This is a genomic window from Pseudomonas sp. NPDC098740, from assembly GCF_044760065.1.
Classification (GTDB): domain Bacteria; phylum Pseudomonadota; class Gammaproteobacteria; order Pseudomonadales; family Pseudomonadaceae; genus Aquipseudomonas; species Aquipseudomonas rossensis.
The window spans coordinates 271,980-286,452 of record NZ_JBIWAM010000006.1 but is presented as its reverse complement, the minus strand read 5'-3'; the positions used below and the strand labels follow the sequence as shown (position 1 = coordinate 286,452).

The 14,473-nt window shown below is 59.4% G+C and carries 15 protein-coding genes; all 15 read right to left on the bottom strand.

Annotated features, from left to right (window positions below; translation table 11 throughout):
• Nucleotides 1-34 precede the first annotated feature (34 nt).
• Complete coding sequence (locus ACIQU2_RS10460) at nucleotides 35-2,281, bottom strand: chemotaxis protein CheA (protein ID WP_403140342.1); 2,247 nt, start codon at nucleotides 2,279-2,281, stop codon at nucleotides 35-37.
• Between the two features lie 37 nt (nucleotides 2,282-2,318).
• Complete coding sequence (locus ACIQU2_RS10455; RefSeq protein ID WP_046046370.1) at nucleotides 2,319-3,107, bottom strand: protein phosphatase CheZ; 789 nt, start codon at nucleotides 3,105-3,107, stop codon at nucleotides 2,319-2,321.
• A 30-nt stretch (nucleotides 3,108-3,137) separates the two neighbouring features.
• A complete protein-coding gene (locus ACIQU2_RS10450) occupies nucleotides 3,138-3,509 on the bottom strand; it encodes a chemotaxis response regulator CheY (RefSeq protein WP_003183998.1) in 372 nt (123 codons plus the stop codon).
• Nucleotides 3,510-3,676: 167 nt separating this feature from the next.
• Nucleotides 3,677-4,417 carry an RNA polymerase sigma factor FliA gene (gene fliA, locus ACIQU2_RS10445; protein ID WP_007894214.1) on the bottom strand — a complete coding sequence of 247 codons (741 nt, stop codon included), beginning with the start codon at nucleotides 4,415-4,417 and terminating at the stop codon, nucleotides 3,677-3,679.
• Nucleotides 4,414-5,244 carry a flagellar synthesis regulator FleN gene (gene fleN / locus ACIQU2_RS10440; protein WP_008001746.1) on the bottom strand — a complete coding sequence of 277 codons (831 nt, stop codon included), beginning with the start codon at nucleotides 5,242-5,244 and terminating at the stop codon, nucleotides 4,414-4,416. Before fleN ends, fliA begins: the two co-directional genes overlap by 4 nt.
• A gap of 116 nt (nucleotides 5,245-5,360) precedes the next feature.
• Nucleotides 5,361-6,689, bottom strand: a complete 1,329-nt coding sequence (flhF, locus tag ACIQU2_RS10435) for a flagellar biosynthesis protein FlhF (RefSeq protein ID WP_403140338.1) — start codon at nucleotides 6,687-6,689, stop codon at nucleotides 5,361-5,363.
• A gap of 11 nt (nucleotides 6,690-6,700) precedes the next feature.
• Nucleotides 6,701-8,830: a flagellar biosynthesis protein FlhA gene (gene flhA / locus ACIQU2_RS10430; protein ID WP_403140336.1), complete on the bottom strand. Its 2,130-nt coding sequence runs from the start codon at nucleotides 8,828-8,830 to the stop codon at nucleotides 6,701-6,703.
• A 147-nt stretch (nucleotides 8,831-8,977) separates the two neighbouring features.
• Nucleotides 8,978-10,117 (bottom strand): flagellar biosynthesis protein FlhB, encoded by a 1,140-nt coding sequence (flhB, locus tag ACIQU2_RS10425; RefSeq protein ID WP_347803263.1) that lies wholly within the window; start codon nucleotides 10,115-10,117, stop codon nucleotides 8,978-8,980.
• Nucleotides 10,118-10,120: 3 nt separating this feature from the next.
• Complete coding sequence (gene fliR, locus ACIQU2_RS10420) at nucleotides 10,121-10,903, bottom strand: flagellar biosynthetic protein FliR (protein ID WP_095127767.1); 783 nt, start codon at nucleotides 10,901-10,903, stop codon at nucleotides 10,121-10,123.
• A 3-nt stretch (nucleotides 10,904-10,906) separates the two neighbouring features.
• Nucleotides 10,907-11,176, bottom strand: a complete 270-nt coding sequence (gene fliQ / locus ACIQU2_RS10415) for a flagellar biosynthesis protein FliQ (RefSeq protein WP_007948918.1) — start codon at nucleotides 11,174-11,176, stop codon at nucleotides 10,907-10,909.
• On the bottom strand, nucleotides 11,173-11,931 hold the full coding sequence (gene fliP / locus ACIQU2_RS10410; RefSeq protein WP_309676314.1) for a flagellar type III secretion system pore protein FliP: 759 nt from the start codon (nucleotides 11,929-11,931) through the stop codon (nucleotides 11,173-11,175). Before fliP ends, fliQ begins: the two co-directional genes overlap by 4 nt.
• Nucleotides 11,931-12,374 carry a flagellar biosynthetic protein FliO gene (gene fliO / locus ACIQU2_RS10405; RefSeq protein ID WP_403140333.1) on the bottom strand — a complete coding sequence of 148 codons (444 nt, stop codon included), beginning with the start codon at nucleotides 12,372-12,374 and terminating at the stop codon, nucleotides 11,931-11,933. Before fliO ends, fliP begins: the two co-directional genes overlap by 1 nt.
• On the bottom strand, nucleotides 12,375-12,833 hold the full coding sequence (gene fliN, locus ACIQU2_RS10400) for a flagellar motor switch protein FliN (protein WP_129442187.1): 459 nt from the start codon (nucleotides 12,831-12,833) through the stop codon (nucleotides 12,375-12,377).
• Between the two features lie 73 nt (nucleotides 12,834-12,906).
• A complete protein-coding gene (gene fliM, locus ACIQU2_RS10395) occupies nucleotides 12,907-13,875 on the bottom strand; it encodes a flagellar motor switch protein FliM (RefSeq protein WP_347803261.1) in 969 nt (322 codons plus the stop codon).
• Nucleotides 13,876-13,884: 9 nt separating this feature from the next.
• Nucleotides 13,885-14,385 carry a flagellar basal body-associated protein FliL gene (fliL, locus tag ACIQU2_RS10390; RefSeq protein WP_150655106.1) on the bottom strand — a complete coding sequence of 167 codons (501 nt, stop codon included), beginning with the start codon at nucleotides 14,383-14,385 and terminating at the stop codon, nucleotides 13,885-13,887.
• Nucleotides 14,386-14,473 lie beyond the last annotated feature (88 nt).

Here is a 14,473-nt window from a genome sequence, read left to right as displayed (position 1 = left end):
CGGAGCGAGGCTTAGTCGCCCCGCCCCACCAGAATCAAATACGCCGTGCGGCGTAACGCTTGAGCATGCTCGGAACATCGAGAATCAGCGCAATGCGGCCGTCACCGGTGATGGTGGCGCCGGACATGCCCGGGGTTCCCTGGAGCATTTTGCCCAATGGCTTGATGACCACTTCTTCCTGGCCCACCAGTTGATCGACGACGAAGCCGATCCGCTGAGTGCCCACCGAAAGGATCACCACATGGCCCTCGCGCTGCTCTTCGTGAGCGGCGGAAGCGACGAGCCAGCGTTTGAGGTAGAACAATGGCAGTGCCTTGTCCCGCACGATCACCACTTCCTGGCCGTCCACCACGTTGGTGCGCGACAGGTCGAGGTGGAAGATCTCGTTGACGTTCACCAGCGGGAACGCAAACGCCTGGTTGCCGAGCATGACCATCAGCGTCGGCATGATCGCCAGGGTCAACGGGACCTTGATGACAATCTTCGAGCCTTTGCCCTTGGTCGAGTAGATGTTGATGGTGCCGTTGAGCTGGGCGATCTTGGTTTTCACCACGTCCATGCCCACGCCGCGTCCGGAGACATCGGAAATTTCGGTCTTGGTCGAGAAACCCGGCGCGAAGATCAGGTTGAAGCAGTCGGACTCGCTGAGGCGATCTGCTGCATCCTTGTCCATCAAGCCTTTCTTCACGGCAATGCCGCGCAGAACATCAGCGTCCATGCCCTTGCCGTCATCGGAGATCGACAGCAGGATGTGGTCGCCTTCCTGTTCAGCGGACAGGATCACCTTGCCGCTGCGAGGCTTGCCCATCGCTTCGCGTTCGGCCGGCTCTTCGATACCGTGGTCGACCGAGTTGCGCACCAAGTGGACCAGCGGGTCGGCCAAGGCCTCGACGAGGTTCTTGTCGAGGTCGGTTTCTTCGCCGACCAGTTCCAGGTTGATCTCTTTCTTGAGCTGGCGAGCCAGGTCGCGAACCAGACGCGGGAAGCGCCCGAAGACCTTCTTGATCGGTTGCATCCGGGTCTTCATGACCGCGGTTTGCAGATCGGCCGTGACCACATCGAGGTTCGACACGGCCTTGGACATGGCTTCGTCGCCGCTGTTGAGGCCCAGACGGACCAAGCGGTTACGCACCAGTACCAACTCGCCGACCATGTTCATGATTTCGTCGAGACGCGCGGTATCGACCCGCACGGTGGTCTCGGCTTCGCTGGCCGGTTTTTCCGGTGGCGGCGCGGACGGCGCACGAGCTGGAGCCGGTGCAGCAGCGACAGGCTTCGGCGCTTCGGCTTTAGGCTCGGGCGCTTTGGCAACGGGTTTCGGTGCAACAGCCTTGGCAATTGGCGCCGCAACCGAAGCGCTGGCGCCCGACGCGGTACCGACTTCAATGAACTTGCCTTTGCCGTGCAATTCGTCGAGCAGCGATTCGAACTCGTGATCGGAGATCAGATCGCCGCCAGCCGCTTTAGCGGTGGGCGCAGCCGGGGCCGGGACCGCAGCAATCGCCGATTCCAGCGCATCAACGGCAAAGTTACCCTTGCCGTGCAACTGATCGAGCAGTGCTTCGAACTCGTCGTCGGTGATATCGGAGCTGTCGCCTGCCGCTTTCGGGGCAGCCGGTGCGGCTGGCGCCGGGGCTACCGCATCGACGGCGAACTGGCCTTTACCGTGCAGTTGATCGAGCAACGACTCGAACTCGGCATCGGTAATTTCGTCGCTGCCCGCTGCATTGCTGCTCGGCGCTGGCACAGCTGCCGGGGCTTCTGCCTGAGCCTTGACGGCGTTCAGCGAGTCCAGCAGTTGTTCGAATTCGTTATCGGTGATGTCTCCCGATTCGCTCTCGGCGGCAGGTTCTTCCACCACTTCGGCGACCGGTGCCGTTTCATCGGCGGTTTGCGGTTCGGCCAGACGGGCCAGTGCCGCAAGCAATTCTGGAGTGGCAGCCGTGATCGGGCTGCGCTCGCGGACTTCGGTAAACATGCCGTTCACCGCATCCAGCGCTTCGAGAACCACGTCCATCAGTTCCGAGTCGACGCGACGTTCACCCTTGCGCAGGATGTCGAACACGTTCTCGGCGATGTGACAGCACTCCACCAGCTCGTTGAGCTGGAGGAAGCCGGCGCCTCCTTTTACAGTGTGAAAACCGCGAAAAATTGCATTGAGCAAGTCCGCATCATCAGGTCGGCTTTCAAGCTCGACCAGCTGTTCGGACAGTTGCTCTAGAATCTCGCCGGCCTCAACCAGGAAATCCTGAAGGATCTCTTCATCGGCGCCGAAGCTCATTAAGGGGGTGCTCCTAAAGGTCTAAAAACCTAAAAACCTAAAATCCAAGACTGGATAGCAAATCGTCCACATCGTCCTGACCGGACACAACGTCTTCTCTTTTATCGGCATGAATCTGCGGACCTTCACCCTGAGAGAGATGTTTTTGCGGATCTTTTTCTGCCAGCATCGCTTCACGGTCATGTTCGATGCCCGCAAAGCGGTCCACCTGACTGGCCATAAGCACGAGCTTGAGCAGGTTGCTTTCAACTTCGGTGACCAATTGGGTCACACGCTTGATCACCTGACCGGTGAGGTCCTGGTAATCCTGAGCGAGCAGAATGTCGTTGAGGTTGCTCGACACAACGCGATTGTCTTCGCTGCTGCGTGTCAGGAAACCGTCGACTCGCCGGGCCAACTCGCGGAACTCTTCAGCCCCGACTTCGCGACGCATGAACCGTCCCCAGTCGGTGCTCAAGGCCTGGGCTTCGTTGCTCAGGCCGTTGACCAGCGGCGTGGCGTTTTCCACCAGGTCCATGGTGCGGTTGGCAGCAGCCTCGGTCAGCTTGACCACATAACCCAGACGCTCGGTGGCATCCGTGATCTGCGAGACTTCCTCGGCTTGCGGCATGTGCGGGTCAATCTGGAAATTGACGATCGCGCTATGCAGCTCGCGAGTGAGCTTGCCCACTTCCTGATACAGGCCACGGTCACGGGTCTGATTGAGCTCATGGATCAGTTGCACAGCGTCGCCGAACCTGCCTTTTTCAAGGCTTTCGACCAGTTCGACCGCGTGTTTTTTCAGAGTCGATTCGAAATCGCCCTGTGAAGACTCGTTATGCTCCATAGCTCCCCCGTGGCGCAGTGGCTTCGCACATCAACCGATGCGTTCGAAAATCTTCTCGATTTTTTCTTTTAACGCCTGGGCCGTGAAGGGCTTGACCACATAGCCGTTAACACCGGCCTGGGCTGCCTCGATGATCTGCTCGCGCTTGGCTTCAGCGGTCACCATCAGCACTGGCAGGTGCTTGAGCTTTTCATCGGCGCGCACGTGGCGCAGCAAGTCGATACCGGTCATGCCAGGCATGTTCCAGTCTGTTACCAGAAAGTCGATGCTGCCGCTGTTGAGAACCGGAATGGCAGTAGTGCCATCGTCGGCCTCGACCGTGTTGGTGAACCCAAGGTCACGCAACAGGTTTTTAATGATCCGCCGCATCGTTGAGAAGTCATCAACGATGAGGATTTTCATGTTCTTGTCCAATTCGACCTCCAAGCAGTCTTAAACGCGCCCAGCACCTGGACGCGCCATTTCAATCAATCCGGCAAAGCACTCAATGACTGTCTGGAGCACAACAGATCGGGACCGGTAAGGTTCAACACCCCACCCGCCGCGTTCGCAGTGTCCCCACACTGCCTTCAGCGCGCTCGCCACTCCCCCAAACGCCCCCGCAAACGGGCCGCGCACTGGCTGTGTAACTGGCTGACCCGAGATTCGCTGACCCCCAGGACCTCACCGATTTCCTTGAGATTCAACTCTTCGTCGTAGTACAGCGCCAACACCAGTCGCTCACGCTCCGGCAAATTGGCAATCGCGTCCGCCAGCGCCGCCTGGAAGCGTTCATCTTCCAGATCGCGTGACGGCTCGAGATGAGCACTCGCGCCATCCTCGTGCAGCCCTTCGTGTTCGCCGTCCTGCAACAGATCGTCGAAACTGAATAGCCGGCTGCCCAGGGTGTCGTTCAAAATCCCGTAATAATCGTCGAGACTCAATTGGAGTTCGGCCGCAACCTCGTGATCTTTAGCGTCACGGCCGGTTTTAGCTTCAATAGAGCGAATTGCGTCGCTGACCATCCGGGTATTGCGGTGGACCGAACGTGGCGCCCAGTCCCCCTTGCGTACTTCGTCGAGCATCGCGCCACGGATTCGTATGCCCGCGTACGTCTCGAAACTCGCGCCTTTGCTGGCGTCGTATTTGGTCGACACTTCAAGCAGGCCGATCATCCCGGCCTGGATCAGATCTTCAACCTGAACACTGGCTGGCAGACGCGCCAGCAAGTGGTAGGCAATGCGTTTAACCAGTGGCGCGTAACGCTCGATCAGCTCGTACTGCGCGTCACGTGCCGACTTCTTGTAGAGGTTGTAGCCACTGGCTGTCATAGCACAGGTCCTGCGGTTTGTTGCACGAGGCGCTCGACGAAAAACTCCAGGTGCCCACGCGGGTTCGCAGGCAGCGGCCAGGTATCGACCTTCTGTGCAATCGCCTTGAACGCCAGTGAACACTTGGACCGCGGGAAGGCTTCGTAAACGGCGCGCTGCTTCTGCACAGCCTTGCGCACACTTTCGTCGTAAGGCACCGCGCCGACGTATTGTAAGGCGACGTCGAGGAAGCGATCCGTGACCTTGGTCAACTTGGCGAACAGGTTGCGACCTTCTTGCGGGCTCTGGGCCATGTTGGCCAGGACGCGGAAGCGGTTCATGCCGTAATCGCGGTTCAGCAGTTTGATCAGTGCGTAGGCATCTGTGATCGAGGTCGGTTCGTCGCAGACCACCAGCAAGACTTCTTGCGCTGCGCGAACGAAACTGACTACCGAGTCACCAATGCCCGCAGCGGTGTCGATCACCAGCACGTCGAGGTTGTCGCCGATATCGCTGAACGCCTGGATCAGGCCGGCGTGTTGGGCCGGGCTCAAATGAACCATGCTCTGTGTGCCGGACGCGGCCGGGACGATGCGGATGCCGCCAGGGCCTTGCAACAGTACGTCGCGCAGCTCGCAGCGGCCTTCGATCACGTCGGCCAAAGTACGTTTGGGGGTCAGCCCCAACAGAACGTCGACGTTCGCCAGCCCCAGATCAGCGTCCAGCAGCATGACGCGCCGGCCGAGCTCAGCTAGAGCCAGGGACAAGTTCACTGACACGTTAGTCTTCCCGACGCCACCTTTGCCGCCGGTCACCGCGATCACCTGTACGGGATGCATGCTGCCCATGAATTTTCTTTACCTTGTCTTACTTAGACGGAGGCCACATTACTGGCTGCGCGCTCACAAAATGAACAATGCATGGCAGACCATCGATGTAGGTACAAAAACTGTTCATTAATACCTCAGCCGACCTGCTTGGTCGGGCTGTGGTAAATATCAGCGAACATGTCAGCCATGGCTTCTTCGCTGGGTTCTTCTTGCATTTGCACGCTGACGGCGCGACTGACCAACTGATGACGACGCGGCAGATGCAAATCATCCGGAATCCGCGGGCCATCGGTCAGGTAGGCCACCGGCAATTCATGACTGATGGCCAGGCTCAACACCTCGCCCAGACTTGCCGTTTCATCCAGTTTAGTCAGGATGCAGCCAGCGAGCCCACAACGCTTGTAACTGTGATAAGCGGCCGTTAGAACCTGTTTCTGGCTGGTGGTTGCCAAAACCAGATAATTTTTCGATTTGATGCCACGACCGGCCAGGCTTTCGAGCTGCATGCGCAGTGCCGGATCGCTGGCCTGAAGGCCGGCGGTATCGATCAGCACCACGCGTTTGCGCAGCAAGGGCTCCAGTGCCTGTACCAGCGACTGACCCGGATCGACATGCGTCACCGACACATTGAGGATCCGGCCCAACGTCTTGAGTTGTTCCTGAGCACCAATGCGGTAGCTGTCCATGCTGACCAGCGCGATATTCTGCGCGCCGTACTTGAGCACGTAACGGGCCGCGAGTTTGGCCAGGGTGGTGGTCTTGCCCATGCCGGCAGGGCCGACCATGGCAATCACGCCGCCCTCTTCCAGAGGCTCGATTTCCGGTGTGGCGATCATCCGCGCCAGGTGTGCCAGCAACATGCGCCAGGCCTGACGAGGTTCTTCAATATCGGTAATCAGCGCCAGCAAATCCCGCGACAACGGGCCGGACAGGCCGATGCGTTGCAGGCGACGCCAAAGATTGGCCTGGGCCGGACGGCTGCCTTGCAGCTGATTCCAGGCCAGGGAGCCGAGTTGCACTTCCATCAGTTCGCGCAGGCTGTTGAGTTCGAAACGCATCGAGTCGAACGCCCGTGGGTCGACGCCACCGGAGACAGGCGCCGCAGCCGGTGCAGGACGACGGGGTTCGGTGTAGGTCGGCTCGATCAGCGGCTCGGCGGCGGTCAGTGGCAGGCCGGCGAACAATTGGCGATTGGTGGACTTATCGCTCTCGCCATCGCTGCGCAGGCTCAGTTCGGCCTGGGCGGTGACGATCCGCGATTGGGTCTTGCGCAGCTCGTCTTCGAGTTCCATGTTCGGAACGCGCGGGGCCAGCGCCGACAACTTGTAATCCAGGGCAGCCGTCAACTCGACACCACCGGCGATCCGGCGGTTACCAATGATGGCGGCTTCAGCGCCCAGCTCATCACGAACCAGTTTCATGGCCTGACGCATATCGGCGGCGAAAAAACGCTTAACTTGCATAAACCACTACCTCAGCCGTTGGGCCCTACTGTCGCAACGATGGTCACTTGCTTGTTGTCAGGAATTTCCTGATACGCCAACACGTGCAAACCCGGGACTGCCAATCGGCCGAATCGCGACAGCATCGCGCGAACCGGACCGGCTACCAACAGAATCACCGGTTGACCTTGCATTTCCTGACGCTGCGCCGCATCGATCAACGAGCGCTGCAGTTTCTCAGCCATGCTTGGCTCCAGCAGAACGCCCTCTTCCGAGCCTTGTCCTGCCTTCTGAAGACTATTGAGCAATATTTGTTCCAACCTTGGCTCCAGGGTGATCACTGGTAGCTCGGAGTCAGTCCCTACAATGCTTTGGACGATTGCGCGGGATACACCGACGCGCACCGCGGCCACCAGCGCGGCAGTATCTTGACTCTTGCTGGCATTGTTTGCGATGGCTTCGGCAATGCTGCGAATGTCCCGTACTGGCACCTGTTCGGCCAGCAAAGCCTGCAATACTTTGAGCAGCTGCGACAGAGACACCACGCCAGGCACCAGCTCTTCGGCCAGTTTTGGCGAGCTTTTGGCCAACAATTGCATGAGCTGCTGCACTTCTTCGTGACCAATCAACTCGCTCGAGTGTTTGTACAAAATCTGGTTCAAGTGGGTTGCCACTACCGTACTGGCATCGACCACGGTGTAACCGAGGGATTGTGCCTGGGCACGCTGGCTGATTTCGATCCAGACCGCCTCCAGACCGAAAGCCGGATCTTTGGCGGTAATGCCGTTGAGCGTGCCGTAGACCTGGCCCGGATTGATTGCCAGTTCGCGGTCCGGGTAAATTTCCGCCTCAGCGAGGATCACCCCCATCAGGGTCAGGCGGTAGGCGCTCGGCGCCAGGTCGAGGTTGTCACGGATATGCACGGTCGGCATCAGGAAGCCCAGATCCTGGGACAGCTTCTTGCGTACGCCCTTGATCCGCGCCAGTAACTGACCACCCTGATTGCGGTCCACCAGCGGAATCAGCCGGTAGCCGACTTCCAGGCCGATCATATCGATCGGAGTGACGTCATCCCAGCCAAGCTCCTTGGTTTCCTGAGCGCGAGCGGGCGATGGCAGCATTTCCTGTTGACGTTTGACCTCTTGCAGTGCCTGAACCTTGACCACGTTCTGCTTCTTCCAGAACAGGTACGCGCCGCCGGCCGCCAGTGCGGCCATGGTCAGAAAGGAGAAGTGCGGCATTCCCGGCACGAGGCCCATCACCGCCATCAAACCCGCCGCCACCGCCAACGCTTTGGGCGAGGCGAACATCTGGCGATTGATCTGCTTGCCCATGTCTTCCGACCCGGAAGCACGGGTCACCATGATCGCTGCAGCTGTAGATAAAAGCAGTGATGGCAATTGCGCCACCAAACCGTCACCGATGGTCAACAAGGCGTACACCCGACCGGCATCGCCGAAGGTCATGCCGTGCTGGAAGATACCGACCGCCATGCCGCCGATCAGGTTGATGAACAGAATCAGCAGGCCGGCAATGGCGTCACCGCGAACGAACTTGCTGGCACCGTCCATGGAACCGTAGAACTCGGCTTCCTGTGCCACTTCCATCCGGCGCAGTTTCGCCTGGTTCTGGTCGATCAGGCCGGCGTTCAAGTCGGCGTCGATGGCCATTTGTTTACCGGGCATCGCATCGAGGGTGAAGCGTGCGCTCACCTCGGAAATCCGCCCGGCACCCTTGGTCACCACGACGAAGTTGATGATCATCAAAATCGCGAAGACGACGATACCGACCACGTAGTTACCGCCGATCACCACTTCACCGAAGGCCTGGATCACCTTACCGGCGGCGGCATGGCCGTCCTGACCGTGGAGCATCACCACCCGCGTGGAGGCCACGTTCAGCGCCAGTCGCAACAGGGTCGCCACCAGCAGAATGGTCGGGAACACCGCAAAGTCCAGTGGCCGCAACGCGTAAACACAGACCAGCAAGACGACAATCGACAACGCGATGTTGAACGTGAAGAACACGTCCAGCAGGAACGGCGGCACCGGCAACATCATCATCGCCAGCATGACCAGCAGCAACAACGGCACACCCAGATTGCCCCGACTTAAGTCGGCAACGTTTGTGCGAGCACTGTTGAGTAACTGAGAGCGATCCACCGGTTTTCCCCGTTCCTTTAAAGCAAACTTTTGACGCCTGAAGCAGGCGCAGAGCCGCTACTGCAAGAAGCCTTCCAACTTTTGCCAGGACTTGAAATAGAGGTTTCGCAGGCTGCGATCTTTTGATTTTCCGAACCGTAGATCAGATCAAGAATCGCGTCGCAAGTCCGGCGGAATCGGCAGGTCGTCCTTGAGCGGATCCGGGCGTTTACCCTTGCCGGCGCGGTGCTGGCGGATCTGGTAGACGTAAGCGAGCACCTGGGCGACGGCAAGGTAGAGCCCGCCAGGGATTTCCTGATCAAGTTCGGTGGAGTAGTAGATCGAACGCGCCAGTGCCGGCGACTCAAGCAGCAGCACTTCGTTGGCCACAGCGATTTCACGGATCTTCAAGGCCAGGAAGTCGCTGCCCTTGGCGATCAGCATCGGCGCCCCACCCTTGTCCGGATCGTACTTGAGCGCTACGGCGTAGTGGGTCGGGTTGGTGATCACCACATCGGCGTCGGGGATCGCCGCCATCATCCGGCGCTGGGACATTTCGCGCTGCAGCTGGCGAATCCGTTGTTTAACCTCCGGCTTCCCTTCCTGATCTTTATGCTCGTCACGCACTTCCTGCTTGGTCATCAGCAGTTTCTTGTGGCTTTCCCAAAGCTGCACCGGCACGTCCACCGCGGCGATGATGATCAGCCCGCAGGCCATCCACAATGTACTCCAGCCGACCAATTGCAGGCTGTGAATGATCGCCATGTCCAACGGCTCATGAGCGATGCGCAGCAAATCGTCGATATCCGACTGCAACACTGCCAATGCCACGAACAACACGATGAAAAACTTGGCCAGCGCCTTGAGCAGCTCCACCAACGCTTTAGCCGAGAACATGCGTTTGAGGCCGGCGCCGGGGTTCATTCGGCTGAACTTGGGCGCCATGGAACCCGCTGCGAACAGCCAGCCGCCCAGGGAAATCGGCCCGATCAACGCCGCCAGCAGCAAGGTGATCATCACTGGCTGAATCGCGACAAGGGCGATTTGCCCCGAGTGCAGCAGGTAAGTACCCATGGACCGCTGATCCAGAATCACTTCCCGCGAGAGCGAGAAGTTCATGCGCATCAGCTCCATCAAATCCTGAGCCAGGGCTCCGCCGAAAATAAGCAACCCACCGGCGCCGGCAAGCATGACGGCCAGGGTATTTAGCTCCTTGGAACGCGCGATCTCACCCTTCTCACGGGAGTCTTTTTTGCGCTTCTCCGTGGGGTCTTCTGTTTTGTCCTGACCGCTTTCGCTCTCAGCCATGACTCAGCGCGCCCGTGCCAGTTCGCGTAACAACTGCAAGGCCTCGGAGGCCAGCGGTTGATACTGATTAATAATGTCCGCCAGCCCGACCCAGACGATGAACAGCCCGAGCACCAGCGTCAGCGGAAAGCCGATGGAGAAGATGTTCAGCTGCGGCGCAGCCCGGGTCATCACGCCAAAGGCGATGTTGACCACCAGCAACGCAGTGATCGCCGGCAACACCAGCAACAGCGCGGCACCGAGGACCCAGCCGAGCTTGCCGGCCAGCTCCCAGAAATGATTGACCATCAACCCGCTGCCGACCGGCAACGTGGTGAAGCTTTCAGTGAGGACTTCGAACACCACCAGATGGCCGTTCATGGACAGGAACAACAGCGTCACCAGCATGGTGAAGAACTGCCCGATCACCGCCACCGAGACGCCGTTGGTAGGGTCGACCATCGAAGCGAAGCCCATGCCCATCTGAATGGAGACGATCTGCCCGGCGACCACGAAAGCCTGGAAGAACAGCTGCAAGGAGAACCCCAGCACGGCACCGACGAGGATCTGCTCGGCAATCAGCAGCAACCCGCTCAAGTCCAGCGCATTGACCGGCGGCATCGGCGGCAGGCCAGGAGCGATGACCAACGTAATCGCCAGGGCGAAATAAAGGCGCACTCGCGTGGGCACCAGGCTCGTGCCGAAAACCGGCATGACCATCAGCAAGGCACCGATACGAAACAGCGGCAGCATGAACGTCGCCACCCAGGTACTGATCTGGGTATCGGTCAGCTGGAGCAGCGACATGGTTTAGCCGATGACCTGAGGAATACTGCCGTACAACTGCAGGATGTATTCCATAAAGGTCTGCACCAGCCACGGACCGGCGACGATCAACGTCACCAGCATCACCAGCAGGCGCGGCAGGAAGCTCAGGGTCTGTTCGTTGATCTGCGTAGCGGCCTGGAACATCGCCACCAACAGACCCACGAGCAAACTCGGAATCACCAGCACGGCAACCATCATGGTGGTCAGCCACAGCGCCTCCCGGAAGATGTCTACCGCAACTTCTGGCGTCATGGCGATACACCGCCGAAGCTGCTCGCCAGCGTACCGATGATCAACGCCCAGCCATCCACCAGCACGAACAGCATGATCTTGAATGGCAGGGAAATGATCAGCGGCGAGAGCATCATCATACCCATGGCCATCAGCACACTGGCCACGACCAGATCGATGATCAGGAACGGAATGAAGATCATGAAGCCAATCTGGAACGCGGTTTTCAGCTCGGACGTGACGAACGCCGGAACCAGAATCGTCAGCGGCGCCTGATCCGGCGACGCGATATCGGTGCGTTTGGACAAGCGCATGAACAACTCCAGATCGCTGCTGCGAGTCTGGGCAAGCATGAAGTCCTTGATCGGTACCTGAGCCTTGGCCACCGCATCCTGCGCGGTGAGTTTCTCCGCCAGATATGGCTGCAAGGCATCCTGATTAACACGGTCGAATACCGGCGCCATGATGAACAAGGTCAGGAACAGCGCCATGCCCGTGAGGATCTGGTTCGACGGCGTTTGTTGCAGGCCCAGGGCCTGACGCAGGATCGAGAAGACGATGATGATCCGGGTGAAACTGGTCATCAGCATGACGAACGCCGGGATAAAACTCAGCGCAGTCATGATCAGCAGGATTTGCAGGCTGACCGAATACTCCTGAGCGCCGTCGGCATTGGTACCCAGGGTAATCGCCGGGATCGACAACGGATCGGCGGCGAACGCCAGCGGCGCGGCCAGCATCAGCGCCAGCGTCAAGATGATGCGTAGCGCACCCATTACTTCTTATCCTTCTGATCCTTGCCCATCAGCTCCATCAGGCGCTGGGCAAACTCGGGGGTCGCCTTCTCGGTGCTAGGCACTTGCACCGGCTCCTTGAGCACGTGCAACGCGGTGATGGTGCCGGGGCTCAAGCCAAGCAGAATCTGCTCGTTGCCGACCTGCACCAGCATCAATCGGTCGCGAGGGCCTAGCGCGCGGGAACCGATCAGCTCGATGACCTGCCCTTTGCCGGCCGGCCCAGCCTGCTGGACCCGGCGCAGCAACCAGGCGAGGAAGAAGATCAACCCCAGCACCAGCAGCAAACCGAACACCAACTGCGTCAATTGCCCGGCCACACCGCTGCTGACCGCCGGCGCGGCGGCCGCAGTAGCGGTCGCTACCGGCTCGGCTGCCAGAACACTGAACGGCAACGCCAGCACAAACCCCAGAGCCTTTTTCACTCAGCGCAACTTCTTGATGCGTTCGCTTGGGCTGATTACGTCAGTCAGGCGGATGCCGAACTTCTCGTTGACCACCACTACTTCACCGTGAGCGATGAGCGTGCCGTTGACCAGTACGTCGAGCGGTTCACCGGCCAGACGATCGAGCTCGATCACCGAACCCTGGTTAAGCTGCAGCAGGTTGCGGATGTTGATGTCGGTGCTGCCGACTTCCATGGAAATCGACACCGGAATGTCGAGGATCACGTCCAGGTTCGGACCGTCCAGGGTGACCGGTTCGTTGTTTTTCGGCACGCTGCCGAACTCTTCCATCGGCAGACGGTTGGACGGCGAACTGGCGGCATCGGCGGCCAGCAAGGCGTCGATATCGTCCTGCCCGGCGTCGCCGGTTTCTTCCAGGGCAGCAGCCCATTCATCGGCCAGCGCCTGGTCGTCCTGGGTGTTCATATCGTTAGCCATCAATTTGTCCTCGGCGGGCATCCATTCAATCAGGAGCCGTCAGTTAAAAGCACAGGGGGTTTTGGAGCGCCGGTCAGCGGCGCTCGATCGGCTCGATCACTTGCAACGCGAGGTTGCCTTTGTGCGACCCCATCTTGACCTTGAACGCAGGCACGCCGTTGGCGCGCATGATCATCTCTTCCGGCATCTCGATCGGGATAATGTCCCCCGGCTGCATGTGCAGAATGTCCCGCAGGCGCAACTGACGACGGGCAACCGTGGCACCGATCGGTACGTCAACGTCCAGCACGTCCTGGCGCAAGGCATTGACCCAGCGCTCATCCTGATCGTCGAGATCCGACTGGAAGCCGGCGTCGAGCATTTCGCGTACCGGCTCGATCATCGAGTACGGCATGGTCACGTGCAGGTCGCCGCCGCCGCCATCGAGTTCGATGTGGAACGTCGACACCACAATGGCTTCGCTCGGACCGACGATGTTGGCCATTGCCGGGTTCACTTCCGAATTGATGTACTCGAAATTCACTTCCATGATCGCCTGCCAGGCTTCCTTCAAATCGATGAAGGCCTGCTCCAGCACCATGCGCACCACGCGCAGTTCGGTGGGGGTGAATTCACGCCCTTCGATCTTCGCGTGACGGCCGTCGCCGCCGAAGAAGTTGTCCACCAGTTTGAACACCAGTTTGGCGTCGAGGATGAACAGTGCGGTGCCGCGCAACGGTTTGATCTTGACCAGGTTGAGGCTGGTCGGCACGTACAGTGAGTGCACGTATTCACCGAACTTCATCACCTGCACGCCACCGACGGCAACGTCCGCCGAGCGGCGCAGCATGTTGAACATGCTGATGCGGGTGTAGCGGGCGAAACGCTCGTTGATCATCTCCAGGGTCGGCATGCGTCCACGGACGATGCGATCCTGGCTGGTCAGGTCGTAGCTTTTGACGCTGCCGGGTTCGGCGGCGGTATCGGTCTGTACCAGACCATCGTCGACGCCATGCAACAGCGCATCGATCTCATCCTGGGACAGCAGGTCCTGCACGGCCATGTCGTGTTCCTACTGCAGTACGAAATTAGTGAAAAGCAACTGTTCGATGACCACTTTGCCGAGTTCTTTCTGCGCCACTTCCTGGACGCTGGCCGTGGCTTTCTGACGCAACATTTCCTGCCCGACCGGCGACGCCAGGGTGGCGAAGTCCTGCCCGGAGAACAGCATGACCAGGTTATTGCGGATGACGGGCATGTGGACTTTGAGCGCTTCCAGATCGGCCTGATTGCGACCCAGCATGGTAATGCTCACCTGCATGTAGCGCTGACGGCCGTTCTGGTTGTAATTGGCCACGAAGGCTGGAGCCATGGGCTCGAAAATCGCTGGCTGCTTGCCGACCGGGGCGGTTTCGGCCGCGGCGGCAGGCTTGCTCTGGGCGCTGTGCATGAAGAACCAGGTTGCTCCCACGGACAAACCGATCGCCAGCAGCAGGGCTACCACGATCACAATGATCAGCTTGAGTTTGCCTTTGGTTGCGGGGTCTTTTACTGCTGCTTCGCTCTTCGCCATGCCAATAATCCGTCACTATTCGGGTTTTCACAGTCGCACGGCAAGGCAAGAGCAAGTGTTATGCCAGAAGTGTCTGAAGGAAAATGGG

Bases quoted from the DNA above. Each gene is read 5' to 3' on its own strand.
- flhB (WP_347803263.1), bottom strand. From the start codon at position 10,117: ATGGCTGAGAGCGAAAGCGGTCAGGACAAAACAGAAGACCCCACGGAG.
- ACIQU2_RS10460 (WP_403140342.1), bottom strand. From the start codon at position 2,281: ATGAGCTTCGGCGCCGATGAAGAGATCCTTCAGGATTTCCTGGTTGAG.
- fliA (WP_007894214.1), bottom strand. From the start codon at position 4,417: ATGACAGCCAGTGGCTACAACCTCTACAAGAAGTCGGCACGTGACGCG.
- fliL (WP_150655106.1), bottom strand. From the start codon at position 14,385: ATGGCGAAGAGCGAAGCAGCAGTAAAAGACCCCGCAACCAAAGGCAAA.
- fliN (WP_129442187.1), bottom strand. From the start codon at position 12,833: ATGGCTAACGATATGAACACCCAGGACGACCAGGCGCTGGCCGATGAA.
- ACIQU2_RS10455 (WP_046046370.1), bottom strand. From the start codon at position 3,107: ATGGAGCATAACGAGTCTTCACAGGGCGATTTCGAATCGACTCTGAAA.
- flhF (WP_403140338.1), bottom strand. From the start codon at position 6,689: ATGCAAGTTAAGCGTTTTTTCGCCGCCGATATGCGTCAGGCCATGAAA.
- fliP (WP_309676314.1), bottom strand. From the start codon at position 11,931: ATGGGTGCGCTACGCATCATCTTGACGCTGGCGCTGATGCTGGCCGCG.
- fleN (WP_008001746.1), bottom strand. From the start codon at position 5,244: ATGGGCAGCATGCATCCCGTACAGGTGATCGCGGTGACCGGCGGCAAA.
- fliM (WP_347803261.1), bottom strand. From the start codon at position 13,875: ATGGCCGTGCAGGACCTGCTGTCCCAGGATGAGATCGATGCGCTGTTG.
- fliR (WP_095127767.1), bottom strand. From the start codon at position 10,903: ATGTCGCTGCTCCAGCTGACCGATACCCAGATCAGTACCTGGGTGGCG.
- ACIQU2_RS10450 (WP_003183998.1), bottom strand. From the start codon at position 3,509: ATGAAAATCCTCATCGTTGATGACTTCTCAACGATGCGGCGGATCATT.
- fliQ (WP_007948918.1), bottom strand. From the start codon at position 11,176: ATGACGCCAGAAGTTGCGGTAGACATCTTCCGGGAGGCGCTGTGGCTG.